The sequence below is a fragment of the Salinisphaera sp. SWV1 genome (genome assembly GCF_052044155.1).
Lineage (GTDB): Bacteria > Pseudomonadota > Gammaproteobacteria > Nevskiales > Salinisphaeraceae > Salinisphaera.
In genome coordinates this window covers 26,849-43,526 of record NZ_JBQDYE010000001.1, presented here as the reverse complement: position 1 = coordinate 43,526, position 16,678 = coordinate 26,849, and the positions used below count along the sequence as shown (strand labels likewise).

Below are 16,678 nucleotides of genomic sequence, written 5' to 3'. Positions count from 1 at the left end.
AGTGCGCTCAATGGTTCATTCGATGAGTTCAGGGTCCGGCGTGTCATGGGAAACCGCGCCAACGACCGCGTGCCCGCCGGACCAGACGCGGCGAGCCTAACGCAGCGAGTTTACATGAGCGAACCGCAACGCTGAATTGTGCGCTCGCCCCGGCTGCGTACGACAGCCGCCCGCGCCGCCCCCGTGTCAAGTATCGGCCGCGGGCGGTAACGTATGCCGCAGCACACGGCGCGTCGCTCTGCCAGCGCCATTCGACTCCTGCAAGGACTGCCCATGGATCATCGCGACTATGTCCGCCACGACGCAACCGCTCTCGCCGACTTGATCGCGCGCGGTGAAGTGTCTGCCACCGAGGTCGTTTCGGCCGCGCGCCATCGCCTGGAGGCCGTCGACCCCACACTCAACTGCGTGGTTCGCCGCATGGACGAGATCGCCGACCAGCGCGCGCTGGCCACGGTATCCGGCCCGTTCGCGCAGGTCCCGTTCCTGATCAAGGACCTGTTCCAGAACTATGCCGGCGTCCCCACCACCTATGGCAACGCGGCACTCAAACGCATCGGCTACAAGCCGCCGGTGCATGCCGAGGTCGTGCGACGATTCATCGCCGCCGGGGTCAATATCCTCGGCAAGACCAACACCCCGGAGTTCGGCGCCAAGGGCATCACCGAACCGGAAGCCAACGGGCCGACGCGCAATCCCTGGAATACCGCCCATACGCCCGGCGGTTCCTCGGGCGGCTCGGCCGCCGCGGTCGCGGCCGGCGTGGTGCCGATGGCCGGCGCCAACGACGGCGGCGGCTCGATTCGAATACCGGCCGCCTGCTGCGGTTTGTTCGGCCTCAAGCCCGGCCGGGCCCGCGTGCCGGGCGGCCCCGACCATACCGACATGATGCACGGCGCCGCCGTGGATCATGTGATCAGCCGCTCCGTGCGCGACAGCGCGGCCATGCTGGACGCCATCGCCGGCTACGAACCGGGGGCGATCGTGCGCATCGAGAGCCCGCCGATGCCCTATCGCCAGGCCATCGAGCGCGATCCCGGGCGATTGCGTATCGGCGTGATGGACAGCTCGCCACTGGGCCACCCGCTGCATCCCGAAGTCGGCACGGCCCTGACCCGGACCATCCAATGCCTGACCGACCTGGGCCACGAGGTCGAGCCGGCCGCCCCCGAGCTCGACGGCGCCCGGCTGTGCCAAGATTTTCTGTCCATGTGGTTCGTGCAGATGGCGCGCGTGGTGGACGAGGTGCGCGCGCTGACCGGGGCCCGCGCCAGTGAATTCGAACTCGACACGCGCGCGATGGCGCATCTCGGCCGCAGCCTGTCAGCCATCGAGTACAGCCGGCTGCACGGCCGCTGGCTGGGCTACCGCCAGGCGCTGGCCGCCTTTCACGCCGATTACGACCTGCTGCTCACGCCCACCCTGGCCAGCCCGCCGGTGGCGATCGGCGAACTGGCCACCCCGGGCTGGCAACACGCCGCGCTCAGGCCCCTGCTGCACATGCCCAGCGCCCGGGCGTTGCTGGCCTCGGGTATCGTCGACCGGATGGCGCACGAGAACCTGCGCCATGTACCGTTCACCCAGCTCGCCAACCTGACCGGCACGCCCGCCATGTCGGTACCGCTGCATGTCAGCGACGCCGGCCTGCCGATCGGCAGCCAGTTCGTCGGCCCGCCCGGCGGCGAGATGTTGCTGTTCCAGCTGGCCGCCCAGATCGAGCGGGCCGCGCCCTGGTTCGACCGGCTGCCCCGGATCGCCGGCATCGACCCGTGATCGGCGATATCAGTTCAGCCGATGCATCCAATACCCGGTGCCCCCGGCCAGCAGGACGGTCGGCAGACTGGCCGCGATCCATGGCGGAATGCCGTAGACCGGCCCGGTCGAAGCCACGATCTCGTTGACCAGAAAGAACAACAGACCGGTCAGGCCGCCCATGAACAGCCGCTGCCCGGCACTGGCGCTGCGCAGCGAACCGAAGGCGAACGGCAAGGCGAAAATCACCAGGACCCAGACGGTGAACGGCGTGACGATGTTGCGCCAGAGCGCGAGTTTGTAGTCGTCCGCGTTGATGTCATTGGCGTCGAGGTAGTTGATGTACTGCCACAGGCCATAGGACGACAACTCGTCCGGCTGGGTGACCGCAAGCTCGAGCGTCTCCGGCTTGATCGCGATGGGCAGCGACATCTGCGGCGGGGATGCGGTCCGGCTGTGCCGCAGCGCCAGATGTGTGATCCGCGGCTGGTCGATGATCAGGTTCTGTCCGTCGACATGCGCCCGATCAGCCGCCACCGCCAGTTGCAGCTGGCCGTCGCCGTTCAGGCGATAGACATCGAGCCCCTGGATACGCCCGCCCGGCAGCACCGAATCGATGCGCAGGACATAGCCGTTGCTGCGCAGCCACAAGCCGTTGTCGACCGAGCGCCCGGCTTCGCCGTGGCGTGCCTTGTCGCGCAGCATGGTCGCATTCTGCACCCCGATCGGCGCCGCCAGCTCGCCGAGCACGACCGTGATCACGGCCAGGATGAAACCGGCGATTCCCACCGACACGGCCAGCCGCTTCATCGACACGCCGGCGCTGCGGATCACCACCAGCTCGCTGCCGGCTGCCAACGCACCGAGTGCCAGCAGCGCGCCGAGCAGCGAGACCACCGGCATCACGAAGGCAAGCCGCTCGGGCAGCATAAGCACGCACCAGACCAGGATCTTGGCCAGTCCCCAGCTGCCCTGTCCAATGTTGTCCACTTCGCCGATGAACAGCATCAGCGACAGCAGCGCGGCGATCACCGCCACCACCATGCCGGTTGCGGCCAGGATGGTGCGTGCAATGTAGCGATCGATGATCCGGATCATGCCGCGCCCCCGCCGCGCCGCCGTGGCCAGCCGCTTTCACGCGCGATCAGAACCACGGCGATGGCGAACACCACACCATGCACCCACCATTCGCCGATGACGGGCGGCAGCAGGCTGCTCTCGATCGCCTGGCCGGACAGCCGTACGAGATTGAGATAAATCACGAAGAACAGAATGCCCACGATCACGCGCCCGTAGCGCCCTGCCCTCGGCGGCACCCGGCCGATGGGCAACGCGATCAGCGCCAGGATGAAAATCGACAATGGCACGGAAATCCGCGTCTGCCACTTGGAAATCGCCTTGCCCCGGTCGCTCTGCATCAGGGTGAGTGTGGACTTGGCGTCATAGTCGTTATCCTTGAGCGCGCGCGCCGGCGACAGGCGGATGCCGTGCTTGTCGAAGTGAATGATGCGATAGTCCGCATCGCCCGGCACCCCTTCGTAGCGCCACCCGTCGGAGAGCACCAGGGTCACCGCGTGCTCGTCATTGACGCTCTGGCGCGCCGTGCTGGCCGTCACGATCGTCTGGCGGTCGCGGCCCTGGTGTTTCGACAGCACGCGCACGAACACGTGGTGCAACCGCCCCTGGGCGTCGCGGCTCTCGGCGTAGAACGACACCCGGCCGCCGTCGAAGCTGGCAAAACGCCCCGGCGTGACCGACTGCACCGCGTTGGCCGCGGTCTGCGCGCCCAGCCGATTGATCTCGCGCTGCGCATGCGGCGCGACGATAATCGACATCGTGCCCGCAAACAGGGCAATCAGCGCGGCGACCGTCAGAAACGGACGGTAGATGACCGCAAGGCCCACGCCGCCGGCCATGAGCGCAGCCATCTCGTTATCCCGGCACAACCGGCCGACCACGAGCATGATGGCCAGCAGGACCGAAATCGGCATGACGATATCGAGGTTGCTCACCACGCTGAGCGCGGCCAGCGTGGCGACCGTGTCCACCGGCACCTGGCCGGCCGCGGCATCGCCGATGTAGCGCGACAACCCGATTCCGAGGGTCAGGAATACGAGCACCGCGGTAATCACCAGCCAGGTTTTGGCGGTCTCCCCGAACAGGTGCCTGAAAATCACACTAGGCATGAATGGCCAAACTCGCACAACAGAGGGAATGTTTCATTTGGCAGCGGTGACCACGTCGGGGGTGATTTTTTCGAAAATTTATGTAGACTTCGCGCTTTCGAATCATTTGATCAGGCCCTAAGCGCTTCATTTGCAGGTTCACGGAACGGTTGAGGCGCGCCACCACAACTCAGGATTATCGGCTTTGCAGGAGCAACGCATGGAATATCTCGTAAAGAGCGGCAGCCCCGAAAAACAGCGGGTCGGCTGTGTAATCGTCGGTATCTTCGACCGCCGCAAGCCTTCCACGCAAGCCGAGGCTCTGGACGTGGCGAGTGGTGGACTGATCGCCTCCGTCATGCGGCGCGGCGACATGGACGGCAAGCTGGGGCAGACCACGCTGCTGCACGGTCTGGATGACCTGTTCTGCGATCGTATCCTGCTGGTGGGATGCGGCAAGGAACGCGATTTCAATACGCGCGCCTACCAGAAGGCCTGCGCGGCCGCCGCCGCCGAACTCGACACCATGGGCGGTGTCGATGCGGCCTTCTACCTCACCGAACTCAATGTGCGCGGTCGCGACGACTTCGGCTGGAGCGTCAAGCAGGCCCTGCTCACCGTCGAGGACGCGTTCTATCGCTTCGAGGCCTGCAAGGGCCCCCGCTTCGAGAAGCACAGCCGCAAGCTGTCGCGCCTGGTGTTCCAGGTGCCGCGCCGCTCCGATCTGCCGGCGGCCGAGCGCGGTGTGAACGAAGGCGTGGCCACGGCCAACGGCGTGAAAATGGCCAAGGATCTGGCCAACATGCCGGGCAACATCTGCACGCCGACCTATCTCGCCGAACAGGCCACCGCCCTGTCCGAGCGCAGCCCGGGCGTGAAAACGCAGGTGCTCGAGGAAGCCGACATGGAAGCGCTCGGCATGGGCGCGCTGCTGGGTGTCTCGCGTGGCTCGAGCCAGCCGGCCAAGTTCATCGTCATGGAATACATGAACGGCACCAAGAGCGACAAGCCGACGGTACTGGTCGGCAAGGGCGTGACCTTCGATGCCGGCGGCATCAGCCTCAAGCCGGGCGCGGCCATGGACGAAATGAAGTACGACATGGGCGGTGCGGCGAGCGTGTTCGGGGCGATGGAGGCGGCCGTCGAGCTGGAACTGCCGATCAACCTGGTGGGCGTGATCGCCGCCACCGAGAACCTGCCGGACGGCAACGCCTACAAGCCGGGCGACATCCTCACCAGCATGTCGGGCCAGACCATCGAAATCCTCAACACCGACGCCGAGGGCCGTCTGGCGCTGGCCGACGCGCTGACCTACGTCGAACGCAACTACGACGCCGATGCCGTGGTGGACATGGCCACGCTGACCGGCGCGGCGGTGGTCGCACTGGGCCATCATGCCTCCGCGCTGTACGGCAACAACAGCCCGCTGCGACGCGCCCTGCGCGATGCCGGCGAAACGGTCGGCGATCGCGCCTGGCCCATGCCGCTGTGGGAGGATTACCAGTCGGATCTGGATTCCAACTTCGCCGACATGGCCAACGTCGGCGGCCGCGCTGGCGGCTCGATCACCGCAGCGAGCTTCCTGCATCGCTTTGCACGCAAGCTGCGCTGGGCGCATCTGGACATCGCCGGCACGGCCTGGAAATCGGGCAAGGAAAAAGGCGCGACCGGCCGCCCGGTGGGCCTGCTCACGCAGTACCTGATCGACCGCGCACAACAGGGCTGACGGAACGCGGACACACCTGATGACCGAAGTCTTCTTCTACATTCTGGAAGACGGCGCCGCGGATGCCGCGGCGCAATTCGCCTGCCGGCTCACCGAGAAGGCACACAGCGAAGGCCATCGGGTGTTCATCCACGTCGCGGACGCCGAACAGGCGAACGCGCTCGATGAGCTGCTCTGGCGATTCCGCCAGGGCAGTTTCGTCCCGCATGTCACGGCCGAAGCGCTGGCAGCGGACGATGATCTCACGCCGGTGGTCATCGGTACCGGCGAACCTCCCGTCGGCTTCGACGATATGCTGATCAACGTCGGCGGCGAGGTCGGCGGCTTCTTTTCGCGTTTCGCCCGCCACAACGAAGTCGTTGGCCCCGAGGCGATGGCCGCTGCACGCCGGCAATACCGTTTTTTCAAGGATCGCGGCTACCCGTTGACCACGCACAAGATCGCGGCCCGTTGAGCGCGCCCCGCGTTGCCCGCGCGCGGTCTTGGAACACGTCGCCCGCGCCCGCAAACTGGGCGGTCAAGCCGCCGCACGAATCGATAAAGAGATCTTCCATGGCCGAGATGGACAAGACCTTCGACCCCCACGCGATCGAAGCCCGCTGGTATCCCGTGTGGGAGGAGCGCGGTTATTTCGCGCCCGACATGAACGCATCGGGCGACCCATTCTGCGTCATGCTGCCGCCGCCCAACGTCACCGGGCGACTGCACATGGGCCATGCCCTGGACGATACCCTCCAGGATGCCCTGACCCGCTATCACCGCATGCGGGGCGTACCCACGCTGTGGCAGCCGGGCACCGACCATGCCGGCATCGCCACCCAGATGCTGGTCGAGCGCCAGGTCGAGGCCGAGGGCAGCTCGCGCCATGCCATGGGCCGCGAGGCCTTCGTCGAGCGTATCTGGCAGTGGAAGGCCGAATCCGGCGGCCACATCACGACCCAGATGCGGCGCCTGGGCGCCTCGGTCGACTGGTCGCGCGAGCGCTTCACCATGGACGAGGGCCTGTCCGAAGCAGTGCGCAAGGTCTTCGTCGATCTGTACGACAAGGGCCTGATCTATCGCGGCCAGCGGCTGGTCAACTGGGACCCGGTGCTGCACACGGCGATCTCCGATCTCGAGGTCGAGAACGTCGAGGTCGACGGCCACATGTGGCACTTCAAGTATCCGCTGGAAGGCGGCGCCACCTACGAGTACATCGAGACCGACGCCGAGGGCAACGAGACCTTCCGCGAAACGCGCGACTACATCTCGATTGCCACCACCCGTCCGGAAACCATGCTGGGCGACGGCGCGATCGCCGTACATCCGGACGACAAGCGCTACGCGCCGATCGTGGGCCTGCGCTGCGAGATTCCGGTCGGGCCGAAGACCCGGCGTCGCCTGATTCCGATCATCACCGATGACTATCCGGACCCGGACTTCGGCTCCGGCGCGGTCAAGATCACCGGCGCCCACGACTTCAACGACTATGAAGTCGCCAAGCGCAACCATATCCCCATGTATCGGCTAATGGACGAATCGGCCGCCCTGCGGACGGACGGCGCGCCCTACGCCGACGCCGCCGCCCAGGCCGCCGCGATCGTCGCCTCGGGCGATACGCCGGATGCCATGGCCGTCGACGCCATCAATCTGGTGCCCGACGAATACCGCGGCCTGAATCGTTTCGAGGCGCGCCGCCGGATCGTCGAAGCCATCGATGCCGAAGGCCTGATGATCACCGCCGAGGACAAGAAGATCATGCAGCCCTACGGCGATCGTTCGGGCGACGTGATCGAGCCGATGCTCACCAACCAGTGGTTCGTCGACGCCAAAACACTGGCCAGGCCGGCGATCGAGGCCGTCGAGGACGGGCGCATCCGTTTCATCCCCGACAACTGGTCCAAGACCTACTTCGAGTGGATGCGCAACATCCAGGACTGGTGCATCTCGCGCCAGCTCTGGTGGGGCCATCGCATTCCGGCCTGGTACGACGAGGCCGGCAATGTCTACGTCGGCGCGAGTGAAGCCGATGTGCGCAACAAGCACGGCCTCGCCGAGGACGTGGCGCTCAGCCAGGACGAGGACGTGCTCGACACCTGGTTCTCGTCCGCCCTGTGGCCGTTCTCCACGCTCGGCTGGCCGGAGCAGACCGACGCACTTGCCACCTTCTACCCGACCAACGTCCTGGTCACCGGCTTCGACATCATCTTCTTCTGGGTCGCCCGGATGATCATGATGGGCCTGGAGTTCATGGACGACGTCCCCTTCCGCGAAGTCTACATCCACGGCCTGGTGCGCGATTCCGAGGGTGCGAAGATGTCCAAGTCCAAGGGCAACGTGCTCGATCCGATCGACCTGATCGACGGCATCGACCTGGAATCGCTGGTCGCCAAGCGCACCTCGGGCATGATGCAGCCGGCCAAGGCCGCGAAAGTGGCCAAGGCCACGCGCGCTGAATATCCGAACGGCATCGCCGCCTACGGCACCGATGCCCTGCGCTTCACCTTCGCGGCACTCGCCTCCTACGGCCGCGACATCCGCTTCGATCTCGGCCGTGTCGAGGGTTATCGCAACTTCTGCAACAAGCTCTGGAACGCCGCGCGCTTCGCGCTCATGCAGGTGCCCGACGACTTCGTCCCGGCCGACGACGAAAACATCGAGTTGTCGATGGCCGACCGCTGGATCGTGTCGCGCCTGCAGCAGCTCGAAGCCGACATGGCCACACATTTCGACAGCTATCGCTTCGATCTGGCGGCCAATGCCATCCACGATTTCACCTGGCACCACTTCTGCGACTGGTACCTGGAGCTGATCAAGCCGGTGCTCTCCGGCGATGCCCCGGAGGCCGCCAAGGCCGGCACCCGCCGTACGCTGGTGCGCACGCTGGAAACGACGCTGCGCCTGCTGCACCCGTTGATGCCGTTCATCACCGAGGAAATCTGGCAACGCGTGGCGCCGCTCGCGCGCGGTCGCGCGCTCGCCGCCGCGGGGGAAAGCATTTCCGTGCAGCCCTTCCCGGCCGCCGACGACTCGCGCATCGACGCCAACGCCGAAGCCGACATCGAGTGGCTGAAAAAAGTCATCAACGGCCTGCGCACGATCCGCGGCGAAATGGATATCGCGCCGCGCCAGAAGATTCCGCTGGTCGTGGCCAATGCCAGTGCGACCGATCGCGAGCGCCTCGCCGTGCACCGTGCCGCCATCGATTTCCTGGCCGGCGTGGCATCCATCGACGAACGGCCCGCCGCCGAGATTCCCGAATCCGCCGTGGCACTGGTCGGCGACATGCAGCTGCGCGTGCCGCTGGCCGGGCTGATCGACACCGAGGCCGAACTGGCCCGGCTCGACAAGCGCCTGGCCAAGCTGGAAAAGGACCTGAACGGCGTGCGTGGCCGCCTGGCCAGCGACTCGTTCGTTGCCAAGGCGCCGGCCGAGGTGGTGGACAAGGCGCGCGCCCAGGCCGAGGAGCTTGAGCGCGAGCAGGTCGAACTCACCGAGCAGCGCGGGCGCATCGCCGCACTGTAGGCGCGCCCGGGCGCGCTGAAAGCGGCGCGACGACGACTTGCCTGTGCGACATCCGGCACCACATCACAATCAATGAGGAGAGCGCCGGCTCGATGTCGGCCGGCGTGCCGAACGAGGTTGACCATGGCCGCACGACTGTTACTGCTGTTCATCATCGCGCCGATCATCGAGCTGTTTCTGCTGGTCAAGATCGGCGGCATTATCGGCGTGATTCCGACCATTGCCCTGGTGCTGCTGACCGCCCTGATCGGCAGCCAGCTGGTACGGCGGCAGGGGTTGGGCGTGATGAACCGTATCCGCGCGGCGCAGGCGCGTGGCGAGGCCCCGGCCCTGCCGATGCTCGACGGCGCGGCCCTGCTTCTGGCCGGTTTCTTCCTGCTTACCCCCGGCTTCATATCGGACGCGCTCGGCTTTGTGCTGCTCATTCCGCAACTGCGCAGGCGATTGGCGAAAAACCTGCTATCACGCTTCGTGATTCTCACCCCGGGCGGCGGCGGATTCGGCCGCGGCCCGTTCGGCGGCGGTGCCGACGACGGCACGATCGAAGGCGAATACCAGCGCAAGTCCGGTCGCGCGGATGGCGCGCACCACGACAACCGGCTCGACCGCGACGACTGATCCGCCAGCGCACTGGATGTCTTTCAGGCGCGGCTTCGATAATCTGGTGAGCCTGTCACCCTCCCCGATGCAAGCATGTCGTCCCGACCGCCCCTACAGCCCGATGCAACGGAGCGCGCGGCCATCGCCGGCGCCCTCGACCGCGCGCGCCGCGCCATCGGCCAGCGGCTGTACGACAAGGATCACGCGATTCGACTGGCACTCGCCTGCCTGCTGGCCGATGGCCACCTGCTGATCGAGGATATTCCGGGCGTGGGCAAGACCACGCTGGCACACGGACTGGCGGATGCGCTGGGGCTGGCGTTCTCGCGCATCCAGTTCGTCTCCGATCTGCTGCCGAGCGATATTCTCGGTGTATCGGTATTCGACAGGAACGAGGCCGAATTCGTATTCCGGCCCGGCCCGATCTTCGCGGAACTGGTGCTGGCCGATGAGATCAACCGCGCCAGCCCGCGCACCCAGAGCGCATTGCTGGAGGCCATGGCCGAACGCCAGGTCACCATCGAAGGCGTGACCCACCGGCTCGAGGCGCCCTTCAACGTGCTGGCCACCCAGAACCCGGCGGATCACAGTGGCACATTCAACCTGCCGGATTCGCAGCTCGATCGTTTTCTCATGCGGATCGATCTCGGCTATCCCTCGCGCATGGCCGAGCGCCGGCTGCTCGCGGGCGGCGTGTCCCGGGTGGACGCGTCGCATGACCGGCTGGCGCCGGTCGCCGGGCCGAACGACCTGATCGCCTGGCAGCGCGCGGCCGCGGCCACCCTCGTGCGCGATCCGCTGCTCGATTACCTGCAGGCCCTGATCGAGCACAGCCGTAGCGCGAGTGCGTGCGAACGCGGGCTGTCGCCGCGCGGCGGGCTCGCGCTGCGGCGCGCGGCCCAGGCCTGGGCGTTGATCGATGGCCGCGATCACGTATTGCCCGAAGACGTCCAGGCCGTGCTGCCGGCGGTGGTCGATCATCGCCTCACCCTGCGCGAGCGCGACGCCGGCAAGCCCTCCGCGTACCTCCTGGCCCGCGTCGACGTATAACGCCTTGGCGCTCGGCATGCCGCTTAGCCACCGTATCGACGCCGCCATCCGCCGGCGTGCACCGAGCGGACCGCCGCCGCTGCGCATTCCGGCGCGCCGCGTCTACATCGTGCCGAGCGCGACCGGCGCACTGTTCGGCGTGCTGCTGGTCGTCATGCTCGCCGGAGCGACCAACTACGGCAACAATCTCGCCTTCACCCTGACCTTCTGGCTGGCCGCCGCCGCACTGGTTTCCATGCATCGTGCGCATCGCAATCTCGCCGGGTTGGCGCTGGCCGAGGTCCAGGCGGCGCCGGTATTCGCCGGCGAGACCGCGTGCTTCGTCATCGAGCTGGCAAGCCATGCGCGGCCGGTGCGCCGGGGTCTGCACGTCGCCGGCGGCGCCACCGACATCGGCCGCGCGCTCGCGGTCGATCGCGAACGGGCCGGGCAGGCGTCCATCGCGGTACCGACACACGGCCGCGGCCGGCTGAACTGCCCGCGTCTGACCATCAGCAGCCGCTACCCGATGGGCCTGTTTCGTTGCTGGAGCCATGCCGCGCCCAGCGCCCGGGTGCTGGTCTACCCGGCGCCCATCGATCGGCTCGGGCCTGCCGCCATGGCGCAGGCCGGCGACGAGGGTCACACCGAGCCGGCCCGCGCCGGCGAGGCCCTGTTCGCCGGCCATCGCCGTTTCCAGACCGGCGATTCCCGGCGTCGCATCGACTGGAAAGCCAGCGCGCGTACCGACGATCTGATCATCACCGAGCACCACGACACCCGCGCGCCCAGCCATTGGTTCGACTATGCCACGCTCGATGCGCTGGCCCCCGAGGCGCGCCTGTCGCAGCTCGCCTACTGGGTGGTCGAGGCCGATCGACACGGCGCCGTCTATGGCTTGCGCCTGCCGCGGCAAACGCTCGGCCCGGCCACGGGAACGGCCCACCGGCGCGACTGTCTCGAAGCACTGGCCCTGTTCTGATGGCGGCTACCGGAGCCATCCACACGGTCCGCGCCGTCAGCCGCGGCGAGCGGCTCGCGCTGACCGCGCTGGTGGCTGTCATTTGCGGCCCGCACATTCTGCATCTGCCGTTCTGGGTGAGCTTCGCCGCCGCCGCGCTGCTGGCCTGGAACGTGCTGCGGATCCTGCTCGGGCAGGCCACGCCACACGGTCTGCTGCGCGCGCTGCTCACCATCGCCGGGGTGAGCGCGGTGTTTCTCGGCTTCGGCCACCTCAACGGACAGACCGCGGGCGTGGCGCTGCTCGTGCTCATGCTGGCGCTCAAGCTCAGCGAAACCCAGCGCTATCGCGATGTGGTGATCGTGCTGGCGCTGTGCTGCTTCGTACTGGTGACCCAGTTCCTGTTCTCGCAGTCGCTGGGCATGGCGCTGTACCTGATCGGCGGCAGCTGGCTGATCGTGGCCGCTTTCGTACACATCCACGCCGGAGACGACGCCCCGCCCTCGACATCGGCCGCGGAGTCGGCCCGCCTGCTGGCATTGGCGATTCCGGTGGCGGCGGCATTGTTCGTGCTGTTTCCCCGCCTGCCCGGCCCGCTCTGGGGCCTGCCCGCCGACAACGGCAACACCGCGCGCACGGGTCTGTCGGACACGATGTCGCCGGGCTCGATCGCCGATCTGGCCCGCTCGGGCGCGGTCGCGTTTCGCGTGCGCTTCGACGGCCCCGCGCCGCCACCGGCGCTCCGCTACTGGCGCGGGCCGGTGCTCTGGGATTACGACCACGGCACCTGGCACACGGGCCCGGGCGTCGCCCGCGATATCGCGCCGGCCAGCGTACACGCCGACGGCCCGACCCTCCGCACCGATATCACCCTCGCCCCCAGCCACAAGCGCTGGCTGATCGCGCTCGACATGCCGCTGACTGTCAACGCCGCGCATCGACGCACGGCCGGCGGCAACTGGGTCGCGCCCCGGCCCATCGACCAGCGCGTCCGCTACATCGCGCGCTCGGCCACGCAATACACCCTGGACGCCAATCTGACACCGGCCGCCCGACAACGCGCGCTCGCACTGCCGGCCACGGGCAATCCGCGCGCCCGCGCGCTGGCCCACCGCTGGGCACGGCACGACCCGGGCGCCCGCGCGGTGGTGCATAGCGCGCTCGATTTTCTACGGCGCGGCGGTTTCAGTTATACCCTCGACCCGCCGCGGACCTCGCGCGACAACAGCGTCGACGACTTCCTGTTCACCACCCGCGCCGGCTTCTGCGAGCACTTTGCGGGCGCTTTCACGTTCCTGATGCGCGCCGCCGGCGTGCCGGCCCGCGTGGTCACAGGCTACCAGGGCGCCGAACACGCCAGCCTCGGCGATTACTGGATCGTGCGCGATTCCGACGCCCATGCCTGGAGCGAAGTCTGGCTCGCCGGCGCCGGCTGGGTGCGCGTGGACCCGACCGCAGCGGCGGCACCGAAGCGTATCGCGGACGGCATCGACGCAGCGGTGGCCGACACCGGCGATCTGCCGTACATGGCCGGCGGCCACGGCCGCGATGCCTGGTATCGCGCGCGCATGCTCTGGGATGCGGTCGACGCGGGCTGGAACCGCTGGTTTCTCGCCTACGGTCCGGACCTCCAGCAACGTCTGTTCGCGGCCCTCGGCATCGCCGGCTTCGGCACCGCGATCGCCATCCTGACCGGGCTCGTGGTCGGTCTGCTGATGCTGGTGTCGCTTTGGCTCGCCTGGCGCATGCAGGCCGCCCGCGAGCCTGATCCGGTGGTGCGCGCCTGGCAGGGTGTGTGTCGCCGGCTCGCCCGCCGCGGCATCGCCCGCCGCACCGGCGAGACACCGGCCCATTACGCCGAGCGCGTCGCGGCCCGGCATCCGGCGCTCGCCCGTGCGATCACGGATCTCGCCGCGCGCTATTCGCGGTTACGCTATGCTGCGACGCCCGGCCCTGCCGAGCGTCGCGATTTCATTCGCCGTGCCCGCCGGTTTCATCCACTGCGGCGCGGCTGAAGGCCTAGGAGAGACCATGGATCCACGCCGCTATTGCCCCGTCTGCGCCACGCCGCTGGTCGTGCGCGAGATCGCCGACATGGATCGTCTGGCCTGCCCGGCGGACGACTGCGGTTATATCTTCTGGGACAACCCGATCCCGGTGGTTGCGGGCGTGGTCGAACACGAGGGCCATCTGGTGTTCGCGCGCAACGCGAAATGGCCGCAGGGCATGTACGGCCTGGTCACCGGCTTTCTGGAACCGCGCGAAGACCCGGCCGAAGGCGTGGTGCGCGAGGTGGCCGAGGAACTGGGCATCGAGGCCGAGATCACCGAATTCATCGGCGCCTACGGCTTCGCCCGCAAGAACCAGCTGTTGCTGGCCTACCACCTCGTCGGCCAGGGCGAGATCGCGCTCAACGAGGAACTGGCCGAATGGTTCCACGTGCCCAAGCACGAGGCCGAATACTGGCCCGGCGGCACCGGCCTGGCCGTGCGCGACTGGCTGCGCGCCCAGGGCTACGACCCACAGCCGCGCGAATTGCCGGCCCAGGTCGAAGCCTGGCTGAAGGCACCGCCGGATATGGACTGATACACGCCCCCGAACACCGTTCGGCTCAATCCGGCGCGGCGCGCGCACCGGCGGTCGCATTCCGGGAATCGCGGCCAGGGCGTGGCCGCGATTCAATCGGTATCGGGGGTGATCACCAGCTTGCCGGAGACCTCGCGGTTCGCGAGCGCGGCGATCGCCTCGCCGCCGCGGGCCAGCGGATACACGCCGCCGATATGGGGGCGCAGGCGGCCTTCGCGGATCCACTCGAAAACCGTCTCGAGCTGTTTGGCGTTGGCCTCCGGCTCACGCTGCACGAAGCTTCCCCAGAACACGCCGATGATCGAAGCGCCCTTGAGCAGGGCCAGGTTCAAGGGCGGCTTGGGAATATCGCCGCTGGCGAAGCCGATCACGAGCAACCGCCCACGCCAGGCCGTGCCGCGCAGCGCGGCTTCCGTCGCGGCGCCGCCCACCGGGTCGTAGACCACGTCCACGCCGGCGCCGCCGGTCAGATCCTTGAGTGCCTGTTTCAGGTCGGTACTTGCGTAATTGATCGTCTCGTCCGCGCCATGTTCGCGGCATATGGCGAGCCTGGCCTCGCTCGACGCGGCCGCGATCACATGCGCGCCCAGCGCCTTGCCGATCTCGATCGCGGCCAGCCCCACCCCGCCCGAGGCGCCCAGCACCAACAGGCTTTCGCCCGCGGCGAGTCCGGCCCGGTCGGCCAGGGCATGGTAGCTCGTGCCATAGGTCATCACGCACGCCGAAGCGGTCACGTAATCCAGCCCCGCCGGCTTGGGCATGACCCGGTCGGCCCCGGCCACCACCTGTTCCGCAAATGCGCCGTACCCCGTGAATGCGATCACGTCGTCGCCGGGCCGTACACGGGTCACGTTCTCGCCGACGGCCGCGACGGTGCCGGCCAGCTCGCCGCCCGGCGAAAACGGCAGCTCGGGCTTGAGTTGATACTTGTCCTGGATGATCAGGCTGTCCGGAAAATTGACCGCGGCGGCGCGCATGTCGATGAGAACCTGGTCCGGCCCAACGGGCGGCGTGTCGACCTCTTCGAGCACCAGCGTCTCGGGCGGCCCGAACTGTTTGCAGCGCAATGCCTTCATGGCGATATCCCTTGATTGATGAGGGGCAGCGACGCGGGCCCGCGACGGCATGCCGGTGTGATCGGCGCCCGGCTCATTTGAAAGCCTGCAACCCGGTCTGGGCCTTGCCCAGAATCAAGGCATGAATATCGTGGGTGCCTTCGTAGGTGTTGACCGCTTCGAGATTCATGACATGCCGGATGACGTGGTATTCATCGGCAATCCCGTTGCCACCGTGCATGTCGCGGGCCTGGCGGGCGATCTCGAGTGCCTTGCCGCAGTTGTTGCGTTTGAGCATGGAGACCATTTCCGGCGCCCATTGGCCCGCATCCATCAATCGACCGAGCCGCAGTACAGCATGCAGACCGAGGGTGATCTCGGTGCTCATGTCCGCCAGTTTTTTCTGGATCAGTTGTGTGGCCGCCAACGGCCGGCCGAACTGCCGGCGTTCGAGCGTGTAACCGCGGGCCGCGTGCCAGCAGAATTCGGCCGCGCCCATGGTGCCCCAGGCAATGCCGTAGCGGGCCTTGTTCAAACAGGAGAACGGGCCTTTCAGTCCGGTCACGTCCAGGCGGTTCGCCTCGGGCACGAAACAGTCATCGAGCATGATCTGGCCGGTGGCCGACGCACGCAGCGAGAATTTGCCGTCGATGTGCGGTGTCGTCATGCCGCCGAAGTCGCGCTCGACGACGAAGCCGTTGATTTGCCCGTCGAGACTGGCCCAGATGATCGCGACATCGGCGATCGGCGAATTGGTGATCCAGGTCTTGGCGCCATTCAGAACATAGCCGCCCTCGACCCGCGACGCGCGCGTGCTCATCGAGCCGGGATCGGAGCCGTGGTCGGGCTCGGTCAGCCCGAAACAGCCGACCCATTCGCCACTGGCCAGCCTGGGCAGATACCGGTTGCGGAGCGTCTCGCTGCCGAATGCATGGATGGGATGCATGACCAGCGACGATTGCACGCTCATCGCCGACCGATAACCCGAGTCGACCCGTTCGACCTCCCGCGCGAGCAGGCCGTAGCAGACATGGCTCAACCCCGCGCCCCCGTACGCCTCGGGAATGGTTGACCCGAGCATGCCGAGCGACCCCATTTCAGTCATGATCTCGCGGTGGAAGATCTCATGCCGATTCGCCTCCAGCACGCGGGGCATCAGGCTGTTCTGGCAATAATCATGAACCGCATCGCGGATCATGCGCTCGTCCTCGCTCAGCTGCCCGTCCAGCAGCAGGGGGTCGGACCAGGCAAAGTCCTGCATCGTCGTCTTCCTTTGTCGATCGCATGGGCATCCGGGCCG

Annotated in this window: 13 protein-coding genes; 9 read left to right on the top strand and 4 right to left on the bottom strand. The window is 67.4% G+C overall.

The features are described 5' to 3' along the window. Positions 1 to 273: 273 nt before the first annotated feature. Positions 274 to 1,773, top strand: a complete 1,500-nt coding sequence (locus tag ACS8YF_RS00185) for an amidase (RefSeq protein ID WP_440848209.1) — start codon at positions 274 to 276, stop codon at positions 1,771 to 1,773. Between the two features lie 9 nt (positions 1,774 to 1,782). Here the strand turns inward: ACS8YF_RS00185 and lptG are convergent, their stop codons facing one another. Then, entirely contained in the window at positions 1,783 to 2,850 is a 1,068-nt protein-coding gene (gene lptG, locus ACS8YF_RS00180) for an LPS export ABC transporter permease LptG (RefSeq protein WP_440848208.1), read from the bottom strand. Beyond that, entirely contained in the window at positions 2,847 to 3,938 is a 1,092-nt protein-coding gene (gene lptF, locus ACS8YF_RS00175) for an LPS export ABC transporter permease LptF (RefSeq protein WP_440848207.1), read from the bottom strand. Before lptF ends, lptG begins: the two co-directional genes overlap by 4 nt. 199 nt (positions 3,939 to 4,137) lie before the next feature. Here lptF and ACS8YF_RS00170 point away from each other — a divergent pair, with 199 nt between their 5' ends. From ACS8YF_RS00170 to ACS8YF_RS00135, 8 genes are all read left to right on the top strand, one after another. Next, the gene (locus ACS8YF_RS00170) at positions 4,138 to 5,643 is read left to right on the top strand and encodes a leucyl aminopeptidase (RefSeq protein WP_440848206.1); all 1,506 of its coding nucleotides are present in this window, start codon (positions 4,138 to 4,140) and stop codon (positions 5,641 to 5,643) included. A gap of 19 nt (positions 5,644 to 5,662) precedes the next feature. Continuing rightward, a complete protein-coding gene (locus ACS8YF_RS00165; RefSeq protein ID WP_440848205.1) occupies positions 5,663 to 6,097 on the top strand; it encodes a DNA polymerase III subunit chi in 435 nt (144 codons plus the stop codon). 107 nt (positions 6,098 to 6,204) lie between these two features. Continuing rightward, on the top strand, positions 6,205 to 9,147 hold the full coding sequence (locus ACS8YF_RS00160; RefSeq protein ID WP_440848385.1) for a valine--tRNA ligase: 2,943 nt from the start codon (positions 6,205 to 6,207) through the stop codon (positions 9,145 to 9,147). A 123-nt stretch (positions 9,148 to 9,270) separates the two neighbouring features. Further along, the gene (locus tag ACS8YF_RS00155; protein WP_440848204.1) at positions 9,271 to 9,765 is read left to right on the top strand and encodes an FxsA family protein; all 495 of its coding nucleotides are present in this window, start codon (positions 9,271 to 9,273) and stop codon (positions 9,763 to 9,765) included. A gap of 123 nt (positions 9,766 to 9,888) precedes the next feature. After that, positions 9,889 to 10,797, top strand: coding sequence for an AAA family ATPase (locus ACS8YF_RS00150; RefSeq protein WP_440848384.1), 909 nt, complete (start codon positions 9,889 to 9,891; stop codon positions 10,795 to 10,797). Positions 10,798 to 10,813: 16 nt separating this feature from the next. Further along, entirely contained in the window at positions 10,814 to 11,758 is a 945-nt protein-coding gene (locus tag ACS8YF_RS00145) for a DUF58 domain-containing protein (RefSeq protein WP_440848203.1), read from the top strand. Beyond that, complete coding sequence (locus ACS8YF_RS00140) at positions 11,758 to 13,752, top strand: transglutaminase TgpA family protein (protein WP_440848202.1); 1,995 nt, start codon at positions 11,758 to 11,760, stop codon at positions 13,750 to 13,752. The genes ACS8YF_RS00145 and ACS8YF_RS00140 overlap by 1 nt, the downstream gene beginning before the upstream one ends. A 16-nt stretch (positions 13,753 to 13,768) precedes the next feature. After that, complete coding sequence (locus ACS8YF_RS00135) at positions 13,769 to 14,323, top strand: NUDIX domain-containing protein (RefSeq protein ID WP_440848201.1); 555 nt, start codon at positions 13,769 to 13,771, stop codon at positions 14,321 to 14,323. Between the two features lie 92 nt (positions 14,324 to 14,415). Here ACS8YF_RS00135 and ACS8YF_RS00130 read toward each other — a convergent pair whose 3' ends face one another. Beyond that, entirely contained in the window at positions 14,416 to 15,399 is a 984-nt protein-coding gene (locus ACS8YF_RS00130; protein ID WP_440848200.1) for an NADPH:quinone oxidoreductase family protein, read from the bottom strand. A gap of 73 nt (positions 15,400 to 15,472) precedes the next feature. Continuing rightward, complete coding sequence (locus tag ACS8YF_RS00125) at positions 15,473 to 16,639, bottom strand: acyl-CoA dehydrogenase (RefSeq protein WP_440848199.1); 1,167 nt, start codon at positions 16,637 to 16,639, stop codon at positions 15,473 to 15,475. Positions 16,640 to 16,678: the final 39 nt, after the last annotated feature.